Below are 14,858 nucleotides of genomic sequence, written 5' to 3'. Positions count from 1 at the left end.
CCCCCTTGCCGGGACCGGTGGCGTTCTCCTTACAGTGGGTGCATGGCAGCGGCGCGATCCCTTCACGAGATCATCGCGGGGTTGACCGGCACTGCCGGAACCTCGGGTGACCTCGCCGCCGTGCTGCGGGCCGGCGGGCACGGGGACCTGCCGGAGGAGCTCCTCGCCGAGGCCGTGGTCAGCTTCGCCGACACCGCCCGGGCCGAGGTGTCCGAGCACTTGGCCCCCTTCGTCATGGCGCACAGTCCGATCATCGAGGGCGACGCCGTGGCAGGCGAGATCGGCCAGCTACCCGATCTTCTCGCCACTGCCCCGGCGGCGGAACTCGACGAGAGTTCGACGCTGGCGATGCCGGAGATCGATCCGCCCCTCGAGGCGCGGAGCCACGACGTCGAGCACGCGTGGGCGCCGATGGACACGGCATTCGGTCACGGCCATGGCCTCACAGCGGTGCCGGTGGACGACAGCGCGTCCGGTGCCGTGGCACCGGACGCGGAGCCGGTCGGATACGCCGCTTCGCAGGATCTGTCGGAGCTCGAGGACGTGGCGCCGGCGGCGGACGAGCTATGGGCGATGCCCTCGCTGCCCGATGACGCTCCGGAGATCGACGACATCGACGGCGACTGACGCCGGGCGGCTCACGAGACGAGCGCCGCCGCGTGCTCTCGCAACTGCCGCAGGCGATCCTGCTCGGCCGTCAGATCGCGCAGACGGCTCTCGCGCTCGGCCGTGGTGCGCTGGGCCGCCTCCGCCGCGGCCGTCAGCGACTTGGCGTTGGAGCGGGCCAGTTCGTCGGCCAGGCCGCTGTAGTGGTCGCGGAGCTGACGCTGGATCCGGCGCAGGGTGTCCCGGGAGTCCTTGGTCATCACGAAGGTGACCTCGTCGCAGTAGCGGCGGATCGCGTTCCGGGCCTGATTCTGCCGGTTCGTGCGTTGCCGCTTCTTCTCCTCGCGCAGGCCCCTGCGGCCCATCACCAGGCCGATACCGATGCCGATCGGGCCGAGGGCGATGCCTGCCAGCGTCCCGACCATGGTGAACATGAGCGCTCCGCCGTAGGCACTCTTGAGTGCCACCATCGCCTGTTTCCGGCGATTCATCCTGACCAGGTCGATCTTGTGCTCGACCTGGGCGGTGCCGGCCAACGGCAGCGGGTTGGTGATCGCGACCTGGCGCAGGATCTGACCCGCGGCCTCCTCGAAGTGGGTCGCGACGTCGTCGCTGAGACTGATCGCCCGGTCCCGCAGCATCATGTAGTTGGCCAGCACTTCCTGGGAGACCCTGGCCTGCAGCCAGCGTTCCGTCTCCTCCCAGGTGTCGGCCGGGTCGCCTTCCTCGATCTCCGCGTCGGCCTCCTCCACCAGCCGCCGAATCCTGCCGCGCAGGTCGTGGTCGATGTCGGCGTTGAGATCGGCGATGCCATCGCCGAGGGTCTGCTGCCACTTCGCCGCGGCGGCCTTGAGCGCCTCCACGCGCGTCTTCACCTCGGTGAGCTCGTCCATCACCGTGGCGGCGGCGGCCGGGTCCGCGAGTGCGGCCCGTTCGGCCTCGAACTGGCTCTCGATCTGCTCGCAGATCCCGACGACCGACGCGCCCGCCTGGGCGGCGGCCCGGGCGGCCGCTCCTCCGGAGACCCGCTGGGCGACGAACTTGACCAGGTCCGGGAACCCGGACTCGGCGTTGAGTTCCTTGTCACCGCCGGCGACGGCACGTAGCCGCAGATCGGACGAGACGGGGAGGATCGGCACTTCTCCCAGGCTGCGCAGATGTCCCGCGTCCAGGTCACGGATCTTGCGCCAGTACGGATAGAAGTCGGTTTTGGTGAGCACGCAGACCGCCGTCGAGCAGACCTCGCGGGCCTGGCGCAGGAATTCCAGCTCGCTGCGAGTGAGTTCCTGGGCCGCGTCGGTGACGAACAGCAGCGCGTCGGCCATGGACGCCGCCGTCAGGCTGGCGGCCGAGTGCACCGAGCCGAGGCCGCCGACGCCCGGGGTGTCGACGATGACGAGGCCGCTGGAAAGCAGCTGGCGCGGCAGCCGGACCTCAACCCCGGTGACACCCTCCACCGCGCCGCCGGCGTCCTTCTCCAGGACGAACTCCCGCACCCGGTCGACCGACACCGGCTCGCGCCGGGGCGGGACCTCGTCGAGGAGCACCTCGGCGGATGGCTCCTTGCCGTAGCGGACGTAGGTCGCCACGGCGGTGGCGACGTCGTCGTTGACCGGGCAGACCTTGGTCCCGACCAGCGCGTTCACCAGAGAGCTCTTGCCCTGTTTGAATTCGCCCACGACGACGATGTGCACCGCCGGGTCGGCCAGGGTGGCGCGGACGGCGGCGAGCCGGCTGTCGAGATCCCCGCGGTCGTACGCCTCGCAGGCGCGTTGCGCGAGGTCGACGATCTCGGTCGCCCGCCGCAGCGTGTCGCCGGCGTCAGGTGGTGTCGTGGTGCTGGTCAACGTCGTTCCTCCCGGTCACGAAGGGTACGGCGAACCGGAGCGTCCGACCATCGGCCCCGAGCGCGAACGTGGCGTGGCAGGTCGCAAGACCGCCACGCCACGCTGTTCCCACCCGGCCCGCTGCCCGGTATCCGCCGGTTGGGGATCAGGCCGCGGGGCTGGGGTCGACGTTGTCGCCGCCCCCGGTGAAGTTGTCGGCCGATTCGGTGATGATCTGCGAGTCGTCGGCGCGGATCGAGTCGTCGGTGTTGAACGAGTCGTCCGTGTTGAACGAGTCATTCGTGGACTGGTCGTTGAACGAGTCGTTCGTCGACTGGTCGTTGAACGAGTCCTGCGTCGTGGACGCGTTGCCGCTGCCGGACACCGACGAGTCCTCCACGCGGGAGCCGCTGACGTTGGTCTGGCTGCCGCCACCGAAGTTGAAGTTGATCGGGCCCACCGCTCCCCCGGCGCCCCCGCCGGCGTTGCCACCGACGCCGGCGCCGCCCGCGGCGCTGCCGCCCACCGCGGTGCCGCCGGCACCGCCGTCGCCGCCGTCGCCACCGATGCCCTGGCCGCGACCGTCGCCGCTGCCGCGGATCCCGACGCCCACCCCGAGGCCGACTCCGGCGCCCACCGCGCCGCCGGCGCCGTTTCCGCCGTCGGCGGAGGCGTCGCCGCCGATGCCGCCGGCGCCTCCGGTGCCGTTGGCGGTGCCGCCGGCGCCACCACTGGTGTCGATGTCGAACTGGGCGGACTGGTTGTTGTCCCCGACGACGGCCTTGTCCACGTCGTCGCCGACGATGCCGAAGTTGTCGCCCAGGATCGCCTTGTCGACGTCGCCGCCCGCCTGCACTCCGGAGTTGGTACCGGTGTTGACCGCGCCGGAGATGTCGTCGCCCGCGGTCACCGCGTTGTCGCCGGTGTTGCCGACCACGTCGCCGTTGGCCGCGTTGCCGACGAACGCGCCGTCGCCGGTCGCGCCGAGCACGTCGCCGTTGCCGGTGCCGACCACGGAGCCGTCGCCCGCGGTGACCTTGTCGCCGCCGACAACCTCCGCCGACGAGTTGTCGCCGGTGACGCCGATCGCGTCACCGCCGGCCGCCACCGAGCCGCCGGTCGCGGCTACCTTGTCCCCGTCGCCCTGCTGGGCCACCGCGCCGTCGCCGGTGGCCGCGTTGACGTCGCCGTCGCCGGTGGTGCCGACGTTGCCGTCACCGGTCTGGTTGACGTTGGTGGAGTCGATGTCGATGTCGCCGAAGACCGCACCGTCCACGTCCACATCCACCGAGTTGTCGATGTCGGTGGAGTTGTCGGTGAATGTCCGGGTGTTGTCGACGAAGTTCTGGGTGGTGAAGGTCTGCGCGACCTGGGTGACCTGCTGCACGGCCTGCGGAGCCGGCGCAGAAGCGGCAGCGCTGCTCGCTGCGCCGCCACCGCTGCCACCGCTGCCACCGCCACTGAAGCCGCCACCGCTGTAGTTGCCACCGCTGTAGTGGCCACCACCGCTGTAGCCGCCGCCCGCGGAGCTGTCGCCGCCGTAGGCCGCTTCCGCGACGACCTGGTTGATGTTGACCGCGTTGAGCGACTCGGCGTCGATGTCGTTCGCGGCGAAGGCGCCGGCCGGGTCGGCGAGGAACTTCGCGGTTTCCGCGTCGCTGCTGAACACCTTCTCGAACAACGCCTTGATGTTGTCGATGATCAGCGGGGTGACTTCGACTGCCATGACTACTCCTGTGTTCAGGCCCGCCCCGGTGGTCGGACAAGTGCAAGCCTGCGGGTTGGGGCCGAGCGTCGCATCGGGGCTATCCCCCTTCCGTCCGGAGGGGGTTAGGGGGGACCCGGCTAGGACTCCGCCGGCAGGCGACTACGCAGCGCGGCGATCATCTCAGCTCGGTTGGCGGCACCGAGTTTGGCACGGATCCTGGCCACGTGGTGTTCCACCGTCTTCGGGGACAGGTAGAGCTGCGACCCGATCTCACGGTGCGTACGACCCGCGAGCACCAGCCGTGCCACCTCCACCTCCCGGTCGGACAGACCACCCGCGTCCTGGAGTGACTCGTCCGCCGGTCCCTCCGCGCGCGACAGCTCCCGCGCCCGCTCCAGCAGCCTCCGCGCGGCCGACGGGTCGCTGGTACGGATCGCGGCCTGCCCGAGCAGCCGGGACGACTCCCACGGCAGGTCGACCGCGACGAGCTCGGCGGCGTCCGCCAGCACGTCGTCCGGGTGTACGTCGCCGGTGAGCGCGGCGGCCCACCGAGTGGCCGCGCGGCATTGGGCCCGCTGCCGGGCGCCCGAGGGGTCGAGACCGCCGAGGTGGCTCGCCGCGGCGGTCGCGGCCGCCTGGTCCTCGCCGACGACGGCGATCTGCAGCCGGATCCATCCGAGCGACACCGCCCAGGCGTCCGGGCGGCCGAGCCGGTCGACGACCGCCTCCAGGTCGTCGAGGATCGGCGTGATCCGCCGGTGGTGGCGCAGCCGGGCGGCGGCCACCAGCAGTTCCTCGACCATCTCCAGCTGGAACAGGTCGACCGCGCGCCGGGCGAGCACCGGCTCGGCGAGTGCCCACGCCGCACGGAGCTGGGCGATGTCGCCGCGGCGCCGGGCGATCCCGGCGGTGAGACAGGCGAACGCCAGACGTTCGCGGCCCGGCAGGGGCGTGCCGGTCAGCCGGTCGAGTTCGGCGAGGGCGGTGTCGTATCGGCCGGCACGCAGTCGCGCCCAGGCCAGCAGTGTGCGGTGCCGTTCCTGGGCGACGGGCCCACCGATACCGGCGTGCAGTGCCCGTTCCAGCAGGTGCTCGGCGGTCGCGGTGTCGCCGGCGGTCACCGCGACCAGCGCGCCGAGCGCGTGCGGCAGATCGGGAACCGTGACCGCCGGCGGGGCCTGCTCGTAGGCCTCGGCCGCCTCGATCAGCAGCGGCAGGGCCGTCGTGGGGCTGCCGATCGCCAGCGCCGCCTCGGCGAGGCGACGCAACGGCAGTGGGGCCTGGCCGGTCGCCGCGGTTCGCGCCGATTCCGGTTGACCGGTGGCCATCAGCGCCGGTACGGCCAGGACGGGGCCCGGCGCGCCGGTGTTCAGCAACGCCTCGGCCGCCCGGCCGGCTCTGCCGTCGTGGGCCGCGGTGGCACCGGCGACCATGGCGAGCCGGGCCGCGTCGGACTCCGTCGCGGTCGCGGCGTCCAGGTCGACGGGCAGGCCGAGCAGGACAGCCGCCTCGGCTCGGCGGGCGGCGACGACGGCCGGGTCGACGCCGGCGTCGAGCGCCTCGTCGTAGAAGGCCAGGGCGCGGTCGGGCGCGGCGAAGCGGAGCCGGTCGGCGGCACGTCGGTAGACGTCGGCCGCCGTGGGCGTACGCACGCGGGCAGCGCGCAGCTGCTCGGCGGCGCGAACCGGGTCGGCGCCGGTGGCCAGCAGGGCCGCCGCCACGGTGTCGTGCAGCCGACGGCGTTCCGGCGGAGACAGATCGGCCAGGAGCGCACGGGCTACCGCCGGGATCATCCGTTCGCCGTCGGGCGTCAGCAGTCCCTGGTCCCGCAGCGAGCGCGTCGCCGTCGCCGCGACCGCCGGATCCAGCCGGGTCGCCGCGCAGACGACGTCGTCCTCCAGGTCCAGTCCGAGCGCGAGAATTCCGGCCAGCTCCGCGATGTCGCGGCCGGACGCGGCGAGCCGTCGTTGCAGCCGGGCGACCAGCGCGGGCGGTGTGCCGTCCGGAGCCGCCGCCACCGTCTCGGCCACAGCGGCCAGGCCCGCCGAGGCGGCGTGGACCGCCGCCACGTGCTCCGGAGTTGCCGGTCGGCCGATCGCGGCGGTGACCAGCGCGGTCAGGGTGTCGAGGTCGAGCGGGCCGAGGTGTTCGACCGTTCCCGTGGCGGCGACCGCGTCGTCGAGGTCGGCGAGTTCCGGCCCGTTGATCGTGGGACGGCGGGCGATCGCCATCGGCAGTCCGGCGCGCGCGGCGGCGGCCAGCGCCCGCAGTGCCTCCGGGGGCAGCCGGTGGGCGTCGTCGACCACGACCATCGCGCCGTCCGTGCGGGCGCGGGCCAGGAGCGCGTCCAGATTGTCGACCGTTGAGAAGACCACCGAGACGACCGGCCGTCCGGCGGCCGCGGCGATCTCACCAAGCCTGCGGGTACGCCCGGCGCCGTCCACGCCCACCACGACAGTCACCGTGCGTTCCCTTCACCGGTACCGACCTGGCAGTTTACGGCTTGGTGGGGTGGCCGCTCCCAGAGTGATGCACCACATGCGCCGAGCCGTCCGGGCCGAGCGGCAAGCAGCCGCCGAGTACCTTGCTTCGAGAGGCTTGTTCCTCCGGGAGGCGGCGACGTGAGGATGTGGGGTCCGAGTTGTTGGGCGGGAGCCTGATCGACCGTACGCGGGGTGTGCTCGGCAAAGCCGTCGACGTCTACCGCGGAACGCCGTACGAGCGGCGGATCGCCGCCGTGCGCGACCGGCTCGACGAGCCGCTCCGGGTGGCCGTCGCGGGCCGGATCAAGGCGGGAAAGTCGACGCTGCTCAACGCCCTGGTCGGCGACCGGTTGGCGCCCACCGACGCGGGCGAGTGCACCCGCGTCGTCACCTGGTATTCCGACGGGCACACCTACCAGGTCATGGCCCGGCCCTATCAGGGTCCGCCGCGGCAGCTCCGGTTCAGCCGGGAAGACGGCGCCATCGAGATAGATCTGGGCGACCTCGCCGTGGACGACGTGGCACAGCTGGAAGTCAGCTGGCCCTCCCAGGCGTTGCGGACCGTGACGCTGATCGACACTCCTGGTATCGGGTCGCTGTCCGAGCACACCTCGCAGCGTTCCTGGAACCTGCTCGTGCCGGACGACGAGGAGACGCCCGCCGACGCCGTCATCTATCTGATGCGCCACCTGCACAGCAACGACGTCGAGTTCCTGCGAGCCTTCCACGACGTGGAGGTGTCGCGCCCCAATCCGGTCAACGCCATCGGGGTCCTGTCCCGGGCCGACGAGATCGCCGCCGGCCGGCTCGACGCGATGGCCTCGGCGCGCCGGGTCGCGGCCCGGCTGAGCACCGACGCGAGCGTCCGGCGACTGGTGCAGTCCGTCGTTCCCGTGGCGGGTCTGCTCGCCGAGACCGCCGCGACCCTCACCGAGGTGGAGTTCGCCCGGTTGCGCCGGATCTCGGAGCTGCCGCCGGCGCAAGCCGAGCAACTGCTGCTCTCCGTCGACCGGTTCGTCCAGACCATGCCGGAGCTGGGCATGACCTCGATCGAGCGGGAGGCGCTGCTGGCCCGGTTCGGCCTGTTCGGCCTCCGGCTGTCCGCGGCCCTGCTGCGGCACGGCACCAGCAGCACCGCCACGGAACTGGCCCGGGAACTGACCGAGCGCAGCGGACTCGCGCAGCTCCGGGAGATCCTCGGCTCGCTGTTCTTCGAACGCCGGGACGTGCTCAAGTCCAGATCCGCGCTACTCGCCCTGGCCGAGATCACGCGCGTCTGCGCCCCGCCGGGCAGTGACCAGGTCGCCGGCATGGTGGAGGAGATCATCGCCTCGGCGCATCCGTTCAACGAGCTGAGGGTGCTCTCCAGCCTCCGCGCGGGATGGGTGACCGGCAAGCCAGAGGTCGTCGCCGAACTCGAACAGCTCATCGGCGGCGCCGGCGCCGCGATCCACCAGCGGCTGCGGCTGCCGCCGGACGCATCCGGCGCGGAGTTGGACGCCGCCGCGGACGCGGCGCTGGCCCGCTGGCAGCGCCGGGCCGAGAACCCCCTGACCACGGCGGAGATGGCCCTCGCCGCGCGGGTGGCCGTCCGATCCTGCGAGGGCATGATCGCCGACCGGCGGCGGTCGCGGTGAACATCGGATGAGCCGCGATCGAACCGTCTGACCCGCCGCGACGTGTCTCCCGCAACGACCTGAGCCTTGTCTTGATGATCATAATCGGAGCATCCATCGATGTACGCGCTTGGAATTGACCTCGGCACCACCTTCACGGCGGCGGCGATCTGGCGGGACGGCCGGGCGGAGACCGTCTCGCTCGGCGACCGGAGCGCGGCCATCCCGTCGGTGGTGTTGCTCCGGCAGGACGAGACCTTCCTGACCGGAGACTCGGCGCATCGCCGGGGACTCTCCGAACCCCAACGCGTGGCGCGCGAATTCAAGCGGCGGCTGGGCGACACGACCCCGATCCTGCTCGGCGGTGTGCCGCAGTCGGCCGAAGCGCTGATGTCGCGGTTGCTCCGGTGGGTGGTCGACGAGGTCGCCCGCCGCGAAGGCGGCCTTCCCACCGCGATCTGCGTCTCCCACCCGGCGAACTGGGGTCCCTACAAGCTGGACCTCTTCCGCCAGGCCACGCGGATGGCCGACCTCGGTGTGCCGGTGACCTACACGACCGAGCCCGAGGCGGCGGCGGTCAACTACACCCAGCAGCAACGCGTCGAGCAGGGCACGGTCGTGGCCGTGTACGACCTCGGCGGCGGCACCTTCGACGCCGCGGTGCTGCGCAAGACCGCGACCGGGTTCGAGGTCATGGGCCAGCCGGAAGGCATCGAGCGGCTCGGCGGCGCCGACTTCGACGCCGCGGTCTTCAACCATGTCCGTACGGCACTCGACGGCAAGCTGGAGGAGCTCGACGAGGACGACTCCGCGGTGATCAACGCCGTGGCCCGGCTCCGGGACGAGTGCGTCCAGGCCAAGGAGGCGCTGTCGTCGGACACCGACACGACCATCCCGGTCCTGCTGCCCGACGTGTCCACGGAGGTCCGGCTCACCCGGGCCGAGTTCGAGGCGATGGTCCGACCGGCGCTGCACGGGTCCGTCGAGGCACTGCAGCGGGCGCTGCGGTCCGCCGACTGCACGCCGGACCAGGTGCACTCGGTGCTGCTGGTGGGTGGCTCGTCCCGGATGCCGATCGTCGCCCAGCTGGTCGGCTCGGAACTCGGACGGCCGGTGGTGGTCGACGCCCATCCCAAGCATTCGGTCGCCCTCGGCGCGGCATGGCTGGCCGGCGGAGCCCTGGCAAAGCCCGCGGGCGCCGCCGGCACGCCGTCCCGTCCGGTCCCTCCACGTGAGCAGGCGGCACCCGCGACCCCGCCCGCGACCCCGCCCGTGACCCCGCCCGTGGCCCCACCCGTGACCCCGCCCGTGACCCCGGCCGCCAGGCCGACGCCATCGGCGCCTCCGCCCGCCCGGCCGGCGCGGGCGACGTATCACGGGGAGCCAGTGATTCCGCACTCGGCACCGCGCGTCAACCCGTCCGGTCTCCCCAAGGCGACCGTGGCCGGCAACGCGGGCGTCCCGGCGCCCGCCGCCAGCCCGGTCGGCCAGCCCACCCGGACCAGGACCTACGCGTCGACCGCGGCCGCACCGGCCACCGACTCCGCGGCGCAAGCGCCGAAGCCACCGGCCAAGCGGAGCCGGGCCGCGCTGGTGGCGGTGGTCGCGGCGCTGGCCGTGCTGCTCGGCGGTGGCGCCTTCGCGACCTGGGTGCTGACCAGCGGCAACCGCGCCGAGGCGGGCGGCGACAAGCCCACGGTCCCGGTCTCCGCGAAGCCCGCGGTGCCGGCCGACGAACAGTGCACGAACGAGATCAAGCGCAATCCGCGCTGGGTGTGCCTCACCGCGGCGAAGATTGCCGACGGCAAGTTCACCGTCGCATACGACGCGGGATTCAACGGCGAGGCGCCGAACACCGAGGGTGGGTTCCACCTGCATCTCTACGGCGGCGACGGCACGAATCCCCAGGACAGGATCATGGGCTCGCAGGTCCCCGACGACCAGCAGGGATTCTGGTACGTCGAGGACCAGCAGCCCTCAGTGCTCTCGACGAGGGACCAGCGCTTCGTCAGGGCCATCGGCGAATCACCGAAGGTGTGCGCCCGGATCGCGCAGTCCGGGCACGGCCTCGTTCCCGACAGCCGCGGCACGTACAAGACCGGGAACTGCGTACCGATCAAATGGTCTTAGCGCAGTCGCTGGAACCAGTCGTCGTCGGTGACGAGGAACATGGTGCCGGCGCCGGGGGGTGCGTCGATCAGCATCGCGGCGTTGAGTTCGATGGCGCCGCGTTGCTTGACGCTGGAGTCGTCGGCGTCGCGCAGTTCGTCGAAGGTGAGCACGGCCCTTCGGGATTCCTCCGGCGGAGTCTTCGGTGAGGACTTCAGCATGGGGCCGAGCTTCCAGTGGCCACGGCCGCGAAACGGGCCCAGTCGGCCGTCGCGCTCGTAGAGCGTCTCGTCCAGCTGGTCGACCGGCAACCCGGTCGCCGTGAACGTGCCATCGGCACGCAGGTCGTAACGGGCGGAGCTCTCGTAACCGGCCCAGACGCCCACGTAGGAAGCGCTGCTCTCCTGGATCGGCATCGTCGGGGAGTCGGACAGCATGTCGCTGATGCCGCCGCAAGCCGCGACCAGCAGCAGCGCGGGCACGGCCAGCAGAACGCTCCGCTTCACTTCTCAGTCATCCAATCCTCGTCCAGCTCCAGCGTGACCGGCTTCGCCGGGACGTCCGGAGGATCGCTGACCCACTGCTTCGCGCTGAACGTGATGTCACGCGGCTGCTTGAACGGCTGCCCGTCGCGCTCGTCGCGGATGGAGGTCATGTCGAGCACCAGCAGATGGCGGTCCTCGGCGATGCGCCAGGAGCCGCGGCAGTGGTACGGCCCGATCGGCCCCCCGACGCGATACGGCTCGTCGTCGAAGGTTGCCGTCGGCACACCAACGGCCTCGAACGTGCCGTCGGCGGCGAACGTGTAAGTGGCACCGCTGACGTGCCCGACCCAGACACCGACGACGCTGTCCGCCACGAGGTCGACGTCGCGCTGCTTCGGACGACTCGACGAAGGAACCCAAGAACACGCGGCGCCGAGCACCACCACCATGACCCAAAGGGCCGTCCGCCATCCCCGCTTCACGAGATCAACGTAGGAGCATGCCGTCACGGCCCGCCATACCCTTTACAGGATCCTCACAAGCTCCGCCCACGATCGACGCACGACGCACGACGCACCCCGCAGACTGACGCACAAGCCGGTGCGGTCCGTGCAGGCCGGCGATCGGGCGACGATGGTCGGATGAACTGGAACCCGATGGTCCCGGAGCTACTCGTCAGCGACTTCGCCCACAGTCGCCGGTTCTACATCGAGGTGCTGGGCTTCACCGCGATGTTCGAACGTCACGAGCCTCTGTTCGTCTACCTGGACCTCCACGGCGCACAACTGATGCTTGAGCAGGACCACCTCAGCGCCTGGATCACCGACGAGCTGCAAGCCCCGCGTGGGCGAGGCCTGAATCTGCAGATCGAGGTCGACGACCTCACCGCCGTCCGCACCCATTTGTTGACCGCCGGCTATCCGTTGTTTCGCGACCTCCACGAGTCCTGGTACGACGTCGGCGATGCCCGCGAAGGTCAACGCGAGCTTCTCGTCCAAGACCCCGACGGCTACCTACTGCGCCTGGTTGAACCTCTCAGCCCTCCGACGACCTAGCAACCGGGCCGCCCCGGCTGCTTGCCCTTGCCTTCGCCCTGCCCAGGAGCCGCGAGCGTCTAGTGGAACAGCCGCAAGACCTTCTTCGGTGCCGTCGCGACCGTCATTGAGGACGTACCCGGGAATTCTTCGCGGGAAATCGGGCAGTCCGTGAACCGAGGGGTACTGGTACTCGTTCCAAGGACATTCGTGAGGACCTGGAGGACCACGTGTTCACTGTCGCCATCGTCGCGGACCAGCCCGTCTCCCGGGCGGGTCTGGAAAAACTGGCGTCCGACGAGGCCGGATTCCGGGTGGTCGCCGCGGTCGCCACGGTCGAAGAGCTGTCCTGCCAGGCGGCTTCCTACGACATCGTCGTCCTCGACCTGCCGACCGTCGATGTCACCGCGCTCGACGAGATCGCCAAGGTCGGCCGGCCACTTGTCAGCTCCACCTGGGACGGCCAGCCCACGCTGTTGGCCGCGATTCGCGCCGGCGCGCGCGGCTGCATCAGCCGGTTCGCCGAGCAGCGCGACGTGCGGGAGGCGATGCGGGTGCTCGCGCGGGGCGGCTTCTACCTGTGTCCGCGACTGGCCGGGCGGTTCCAGACCGAGCTGTCCAGCCGCCGGGACGAGGACCAGAAGGGGCTCGCGCGGCGCGAGATCGAGACCCTGCGCTGGATCGCCTCCGGGTTCACCCACGCGCAGATCGCCACCCGCATGGGGCTGTCGGAGGCGACCGTCAACACGTACGCGAAAAGGATCCGCGCCAAGCTGAACGTCACCAACAAGGCGGAACTGACCCGCATGGCGATCGAGCTGGGCCACCTTCCCCGCATTCAGCGCAGCTCGTCGGCAGCGTAGCGAGCCCGACAGGACGGGGACGCCGCCCGGCGTCCCCGTCCCTTAGGTCGTTCGCTACTCGGGACAGGTCATGATGGCCTCACCCACCTGGTCGATGCCGGACGCCTGCTCCTCGGGCAGCTGTGCTTTCAGCGCGCCAAGCTGACGAATCCAGTGCACCCGGCCTTCCTTGGGCAGGTAGTCCTTGTAGTGGTGGATCTCATCGCGAATTTTGTCCATGTCCTTCGTGCCGGTCAGCAGGCCGTTGAGCGCCCCGAGGATGCCGTGACCGGCGTAGTCCTGCACGCCGTTGGCGCCGGCCAGGGCGGCCAGGTGGGGCAGCAGCGTCTGGATGGCCTGCTGGTTGCTGGCCGGAGTTTCGCCGCCGACGGTCAGCAGCGGCTGGAAGATGGTCTCGAGACGGGCGTCCTTGTTGTTCAGGTAGGACGTGACGAAGTCGGCCTTGCCCGCCGCGGCCAGGTGCAGGGCGGCGTTGTGCCCGGCGAAGGACGGGTCGCGGTGGACGATCTGCTCCACCTGCGGCCGGAGCGCCTTCACCGCCTCCCCGCCGAACGTCGACCCGGAACCGAGCTTGATCAGCGGCGTGGTGAGGAAGTGCGCGACATCCGCCGTCGGGGCACCGTGGGCCGGGCGGCGGTCCTTACCGGCCGCGAACTGCAACAACTGCAGGGTGAGGTTACCGGCGAACGGCGGCTTCACCCCCGGTTGCGTGGTGCCGTCCGGCGTCAGCGCCTCGCGAACCGTCCACGGGTTGTCGAGGCGTAGCGAAAGGCCACCACCGGTCGACTGCGCCCCGGCGCCGGCCGGGGCCCGGTGCACCAGGGGTGCCTGGTACTTGTCCAGCACGCCATGCAGTGCGATGGTCGCGGGGTCCTTCGGGTTGAGCCTTGCGCGGGTGACGACCAACGGCACCTTGCCGCGCCAACCGTACTGTTCGAGCAGCGACCCCAGTTTCGCGACGCGCTCGGCGTTCGGCGGGGCACCGGAACGGTCGGCGCCCAGCACCACGATCGGCTGGCCGAGCTTGCTGACCGACGCGACGAGCGGGTCCATGACCGAGGACGGCTCATCGTCGATCCGGCCGACCACGACGATCGGGAGATCCGACCCGCTGCCCGCCGGCTTGTAGAACTGTGTGTCCGCCGGCAAGCGGATCTGCCACGACGGCTCGGGCTTCGCGCCGACCCGGGTATTGGTTAACTGGTCGAGCCGCACCTCCAGCGGCATGGCATCGGGCAGCGGGCTGAACCGCACCTGGACCGGATCCTCCGGGAAGATGGCCGCCTTGCCGCTGCCCGGGTCGAGGAACGACACGCCGTAGTCTCCCCGATGGGCCAGGAACACCTGCGGCGGCTGCCCGGCCCCGCGATCGACCGTGACAAGTCCCTGGCTGTTCGGCGGGGACGACTCCATCCGGTGCAGAAGGTCGACGTACCCGGCTAGAGCGACCGGCGGTCCCGCCCCCTGGAGATCCTCGTTGTCCAACGGACGGCCGAACCCGGTCAGCGCCCCGCCGTGCCACTGGTTCACCAGCCCGGCCGGTAGGCCGAGCTCGACACCGTCGGGACCGAAGACGATGCGCCCGGACAGGAGGTACGGCTGTTTGAGGAACAGCGTCGCCACCTCGGCGGAGACGTCACCGTACGCCCCCGCCGCACGGCTGGATCGCGGCACCACCCGCACCGCCGACGCCTGGTGCAGGGTCGTGATCTGCCCGCTTCGGTCCAGTGGCACCAGACGATGCTCCGCCAGCGGCAGAGCCGGGCCGGGGTGCGTCGGTGCCAGGTCGGCTTTGGGAACCTGCACGAAGATTCCGAGGTGGTCGGCGGCCGCACCGAGCGCGAAGGCGCCCAACGGCGCGTCCTGGGACGGCAGCGGCACATGGCCCATGAGGTCAAGCGCCACGGGCGGCTGACGCTCAAGAAACCCTTCGGTCAGCGGACCGGCGAGCGGACCCGGCTCGTAGGTCAACGGCGTGATCCGCGGCATCCTCGGTCGCTTGGCCGCTGCCGGCGGCTCCGGCTCGGCAACGGATTTCTTGTCACCGGTGTGCAGCAGGATGCCGTCGGGGTCCACCCAGATGCGGCTGTCGGCGCACAGCGGATTCGGTCTTTGCGCCATCGGCGTC

General features: G+C 71.2%; 10 protein-coding genes and 1 pseudogene. 5 read left to right on the top strand and 6 right to left on the bottom strand.

Translation table 11 applies throughout. The annotated features are described in order from the left end of the window. The first annotated feature begins 42 nt into the window (after positions 1-42). Positions 43-627, top strand: a complete 585-nt coding sequence (locus tag AB0M36_RS16960; RefSeq protein ID WP_364158086.1) for a hypothetical protein — start codon at positions 43-45, stop codon at positions 625-627. 11 nt (positions 628-638) lie between these two features. Here AB0M36_RS16960 and AB0M36_RS16955 read toward each other — a convergent pair whose 3' ends face one another. The 3 genes from AB0M36_RS16955 to AB0M36_RS16945 form a co-directional block, all read right to left on the bottom strand. Then, complete coding sequence (locus tag AB0M36_RS16955) at positions 639-2,453, bottom strand: dynamin family protein (RefSeq protein WP_364158084.1); 1,815 nt, start codon at positions 2,451-2,453, stop codon at positions 639-641. A gap of 145 nt (positions 2,454-2,598) precedes the next feature. After that, positions 2,599-4,158: a hypothetical protein gene (locus AB0M36_RS16950; protein ID WP_364158081.1), complete on the bottom strand. Its 1,560-nt coding sequence runs from the start codon at positions 4,156-4,158 to the stop codon at positions 2,599-2,601. A 119-nt stretch (positions 4,159-4,277) separates the two neighbouring features. Then, on the bottom strand, positions 4,278-6,602 hold the full coding sequence (locus tag AB0M36_RS16945; protein ID WP_364158078.1) for a LuxR C-terminal-related transcriptional regulator: 2,325 nt from the start codon (positions 6,600-6,602) through the stop codon (positions 4,278-4,280). A gap of 179 nt (positions 6,603-6,781) precedes the next feature. On the opposite strand from AB0M36_RS16945, the pseudogene AB0M36_RS16940 reads away from it, so the two are divergent. Together AB0M36_RS16940 and AB0M36_RS16935 are read left to right on the top strand one after the other, a co-directional pair. Beyond that, positions 6,782-8,291, top strand: a pseudogene (locus AB0M36_RS16940) (dynamin family protein). A 68-nt stretch (positions 8,292-8,359) separates the two neighbouring features. Then, positions 8,360-10,369 (top strand): Hsp70 family protein, encoded by a 2,010-nt coding sequence (locus tag AB0M36_RS16935; RefSeq protein WP_364158076.1) that lies wholly within the window; start codon positions 8,360-8,362, stop codon positions 10,367-10,369. Here AB0M36_RS16935 and AB0M36_RS16930 read toward each other — a convergent pair. Both AB0M36_RS16930 and AB0M36_RS16925 read right to left on the bottom strand, forming a co-directional pair. Next, on the bottom strand, positions 10,366-10,854 hold the full coding sequence (locus tag AB0M36_RS16930) for a hypothetical protein (protein WP_364158073.1): 489 nt from the start codon (positions 10,852-10,854) through the stop codon (positions 10,366-10,368). The two genes, AB0M36_RS16935 and AB0M36_RS16930, sit on opposite strands and share 4 nt — an antisense overlap. Beyond that, the gene (locus tag AB0M36_RS16925) at positions 10,851-11,315 is read right to left on the bottom strand and encodes a hypothetical protein (protein WP_364158070.1); all 465 of its coding nucleotides are present in this window, start codon (positions 11,313-11,315) and stop codon (positions 10,851-10,853) included. The genes AB0M36_RS16930 and AB0M36_RS16925 overlap by 4 nt, the downstream gene beginning before the upstream one ends. 159 nt (positions 11,316-11,474) lie before the next feature. Between AB0M36_RS16925 and AB0M36_RS16920 the strand changes: the two genes are divergently transcribed. Together AB0M36_RS16920 and AB0M36_RS16915 are read left to right on the top strand one after the other, a co-directional pair. After that, on the top strand, positions 11,475-11,888 hold the full coding sequence (locus AB0M36_RS16920; RefSeq protein ID WP_364158067.1) for a VOC family protein: 414 nt from the start codon (positions 11,475-11,477) through the stop codon (positions 11,886-11,888). 209 nt (positions 11,889-12,097) lie between these two features. After that, on the top strand, positions 12,098-12,730 hold the full coding sequence (locus AB0M36_RS16915; RefSeq protein ID WP_364158065.1) for a response regulator transcription factor: 633 nt from the start codon (positions 12,098-12,100) through the stop codon (positions 12,728-12,730). 54 nt (positions 12,731-12,784) lie between these two features. Here the strand turns inward: AB0M36_RS16915 and AB0M36_RS16910 are convergent, their stop codons facing one another. Continuing rightward, positions 12,785-14,851, bottom strand: coding sequence for a hypothetical protein (locus tag AB0M36_RS16910; RefSeq protein WP_364158062.1), 2,067 nt, complete (start codon positions 14,849-14,851; stop codon positions 12,785-12,787). Positions 14,852-14,858 lie beyond the last annotated feature (7 nt).

This window comes from Actinoplanes sp. NPDC051346 (assembly GCF_040682215.1).
GTDB lineage: Bacteria > Actinomycetota > Actinomycetes > Mycobacteriales > Micromonosporaceae > Actinoplanes.
This window is presented reverse-complemented; position numbering and strand designations above follow the sequence as displayed.

What these genes read in the sequence shown, in the direction of transcription:
- AB0M36_RS16960 (WP_364158086.1), top strand. Translation starts at nt 43, where the DNA reads ATGGCAGCGGCGCGATCCCTTCACGAGATCATCGCGGGGTTGACCGGC.
- AB0M36_RS16950 (WP_364158081.1), bottom strand. Translation starts at nt 4,158, where the DNA reads ATGGCAGTCGAAGTCACCCCGCTGATCATCGACAACATCAAGGCGTTG.
- AB0M36_RS16935 (WP_364158076.1), top strand. Translation starts at nt 8,360, where the DNA reads ATGTACGCGCTTGGAATTGACCTCGGCACCACCTTCACGGCGGCGGCG.
- AB0M36_RS16920 (WP_364158067.1), top strand. Translation starts at nt 11,475, where the DNA reads ATGAACTGGAACCCGATGGTCCCGGAGCTACTCGTCAGCGACTTCGCC.
- AB0M36_RS16910 (WP_364158062.1), bottom strand. Translation starts at nt 14,851, where the DNA reads ATGGCGCAAAGACCGAATCCGCTGTGCGCCGACAGCCGCATCTGGGTG.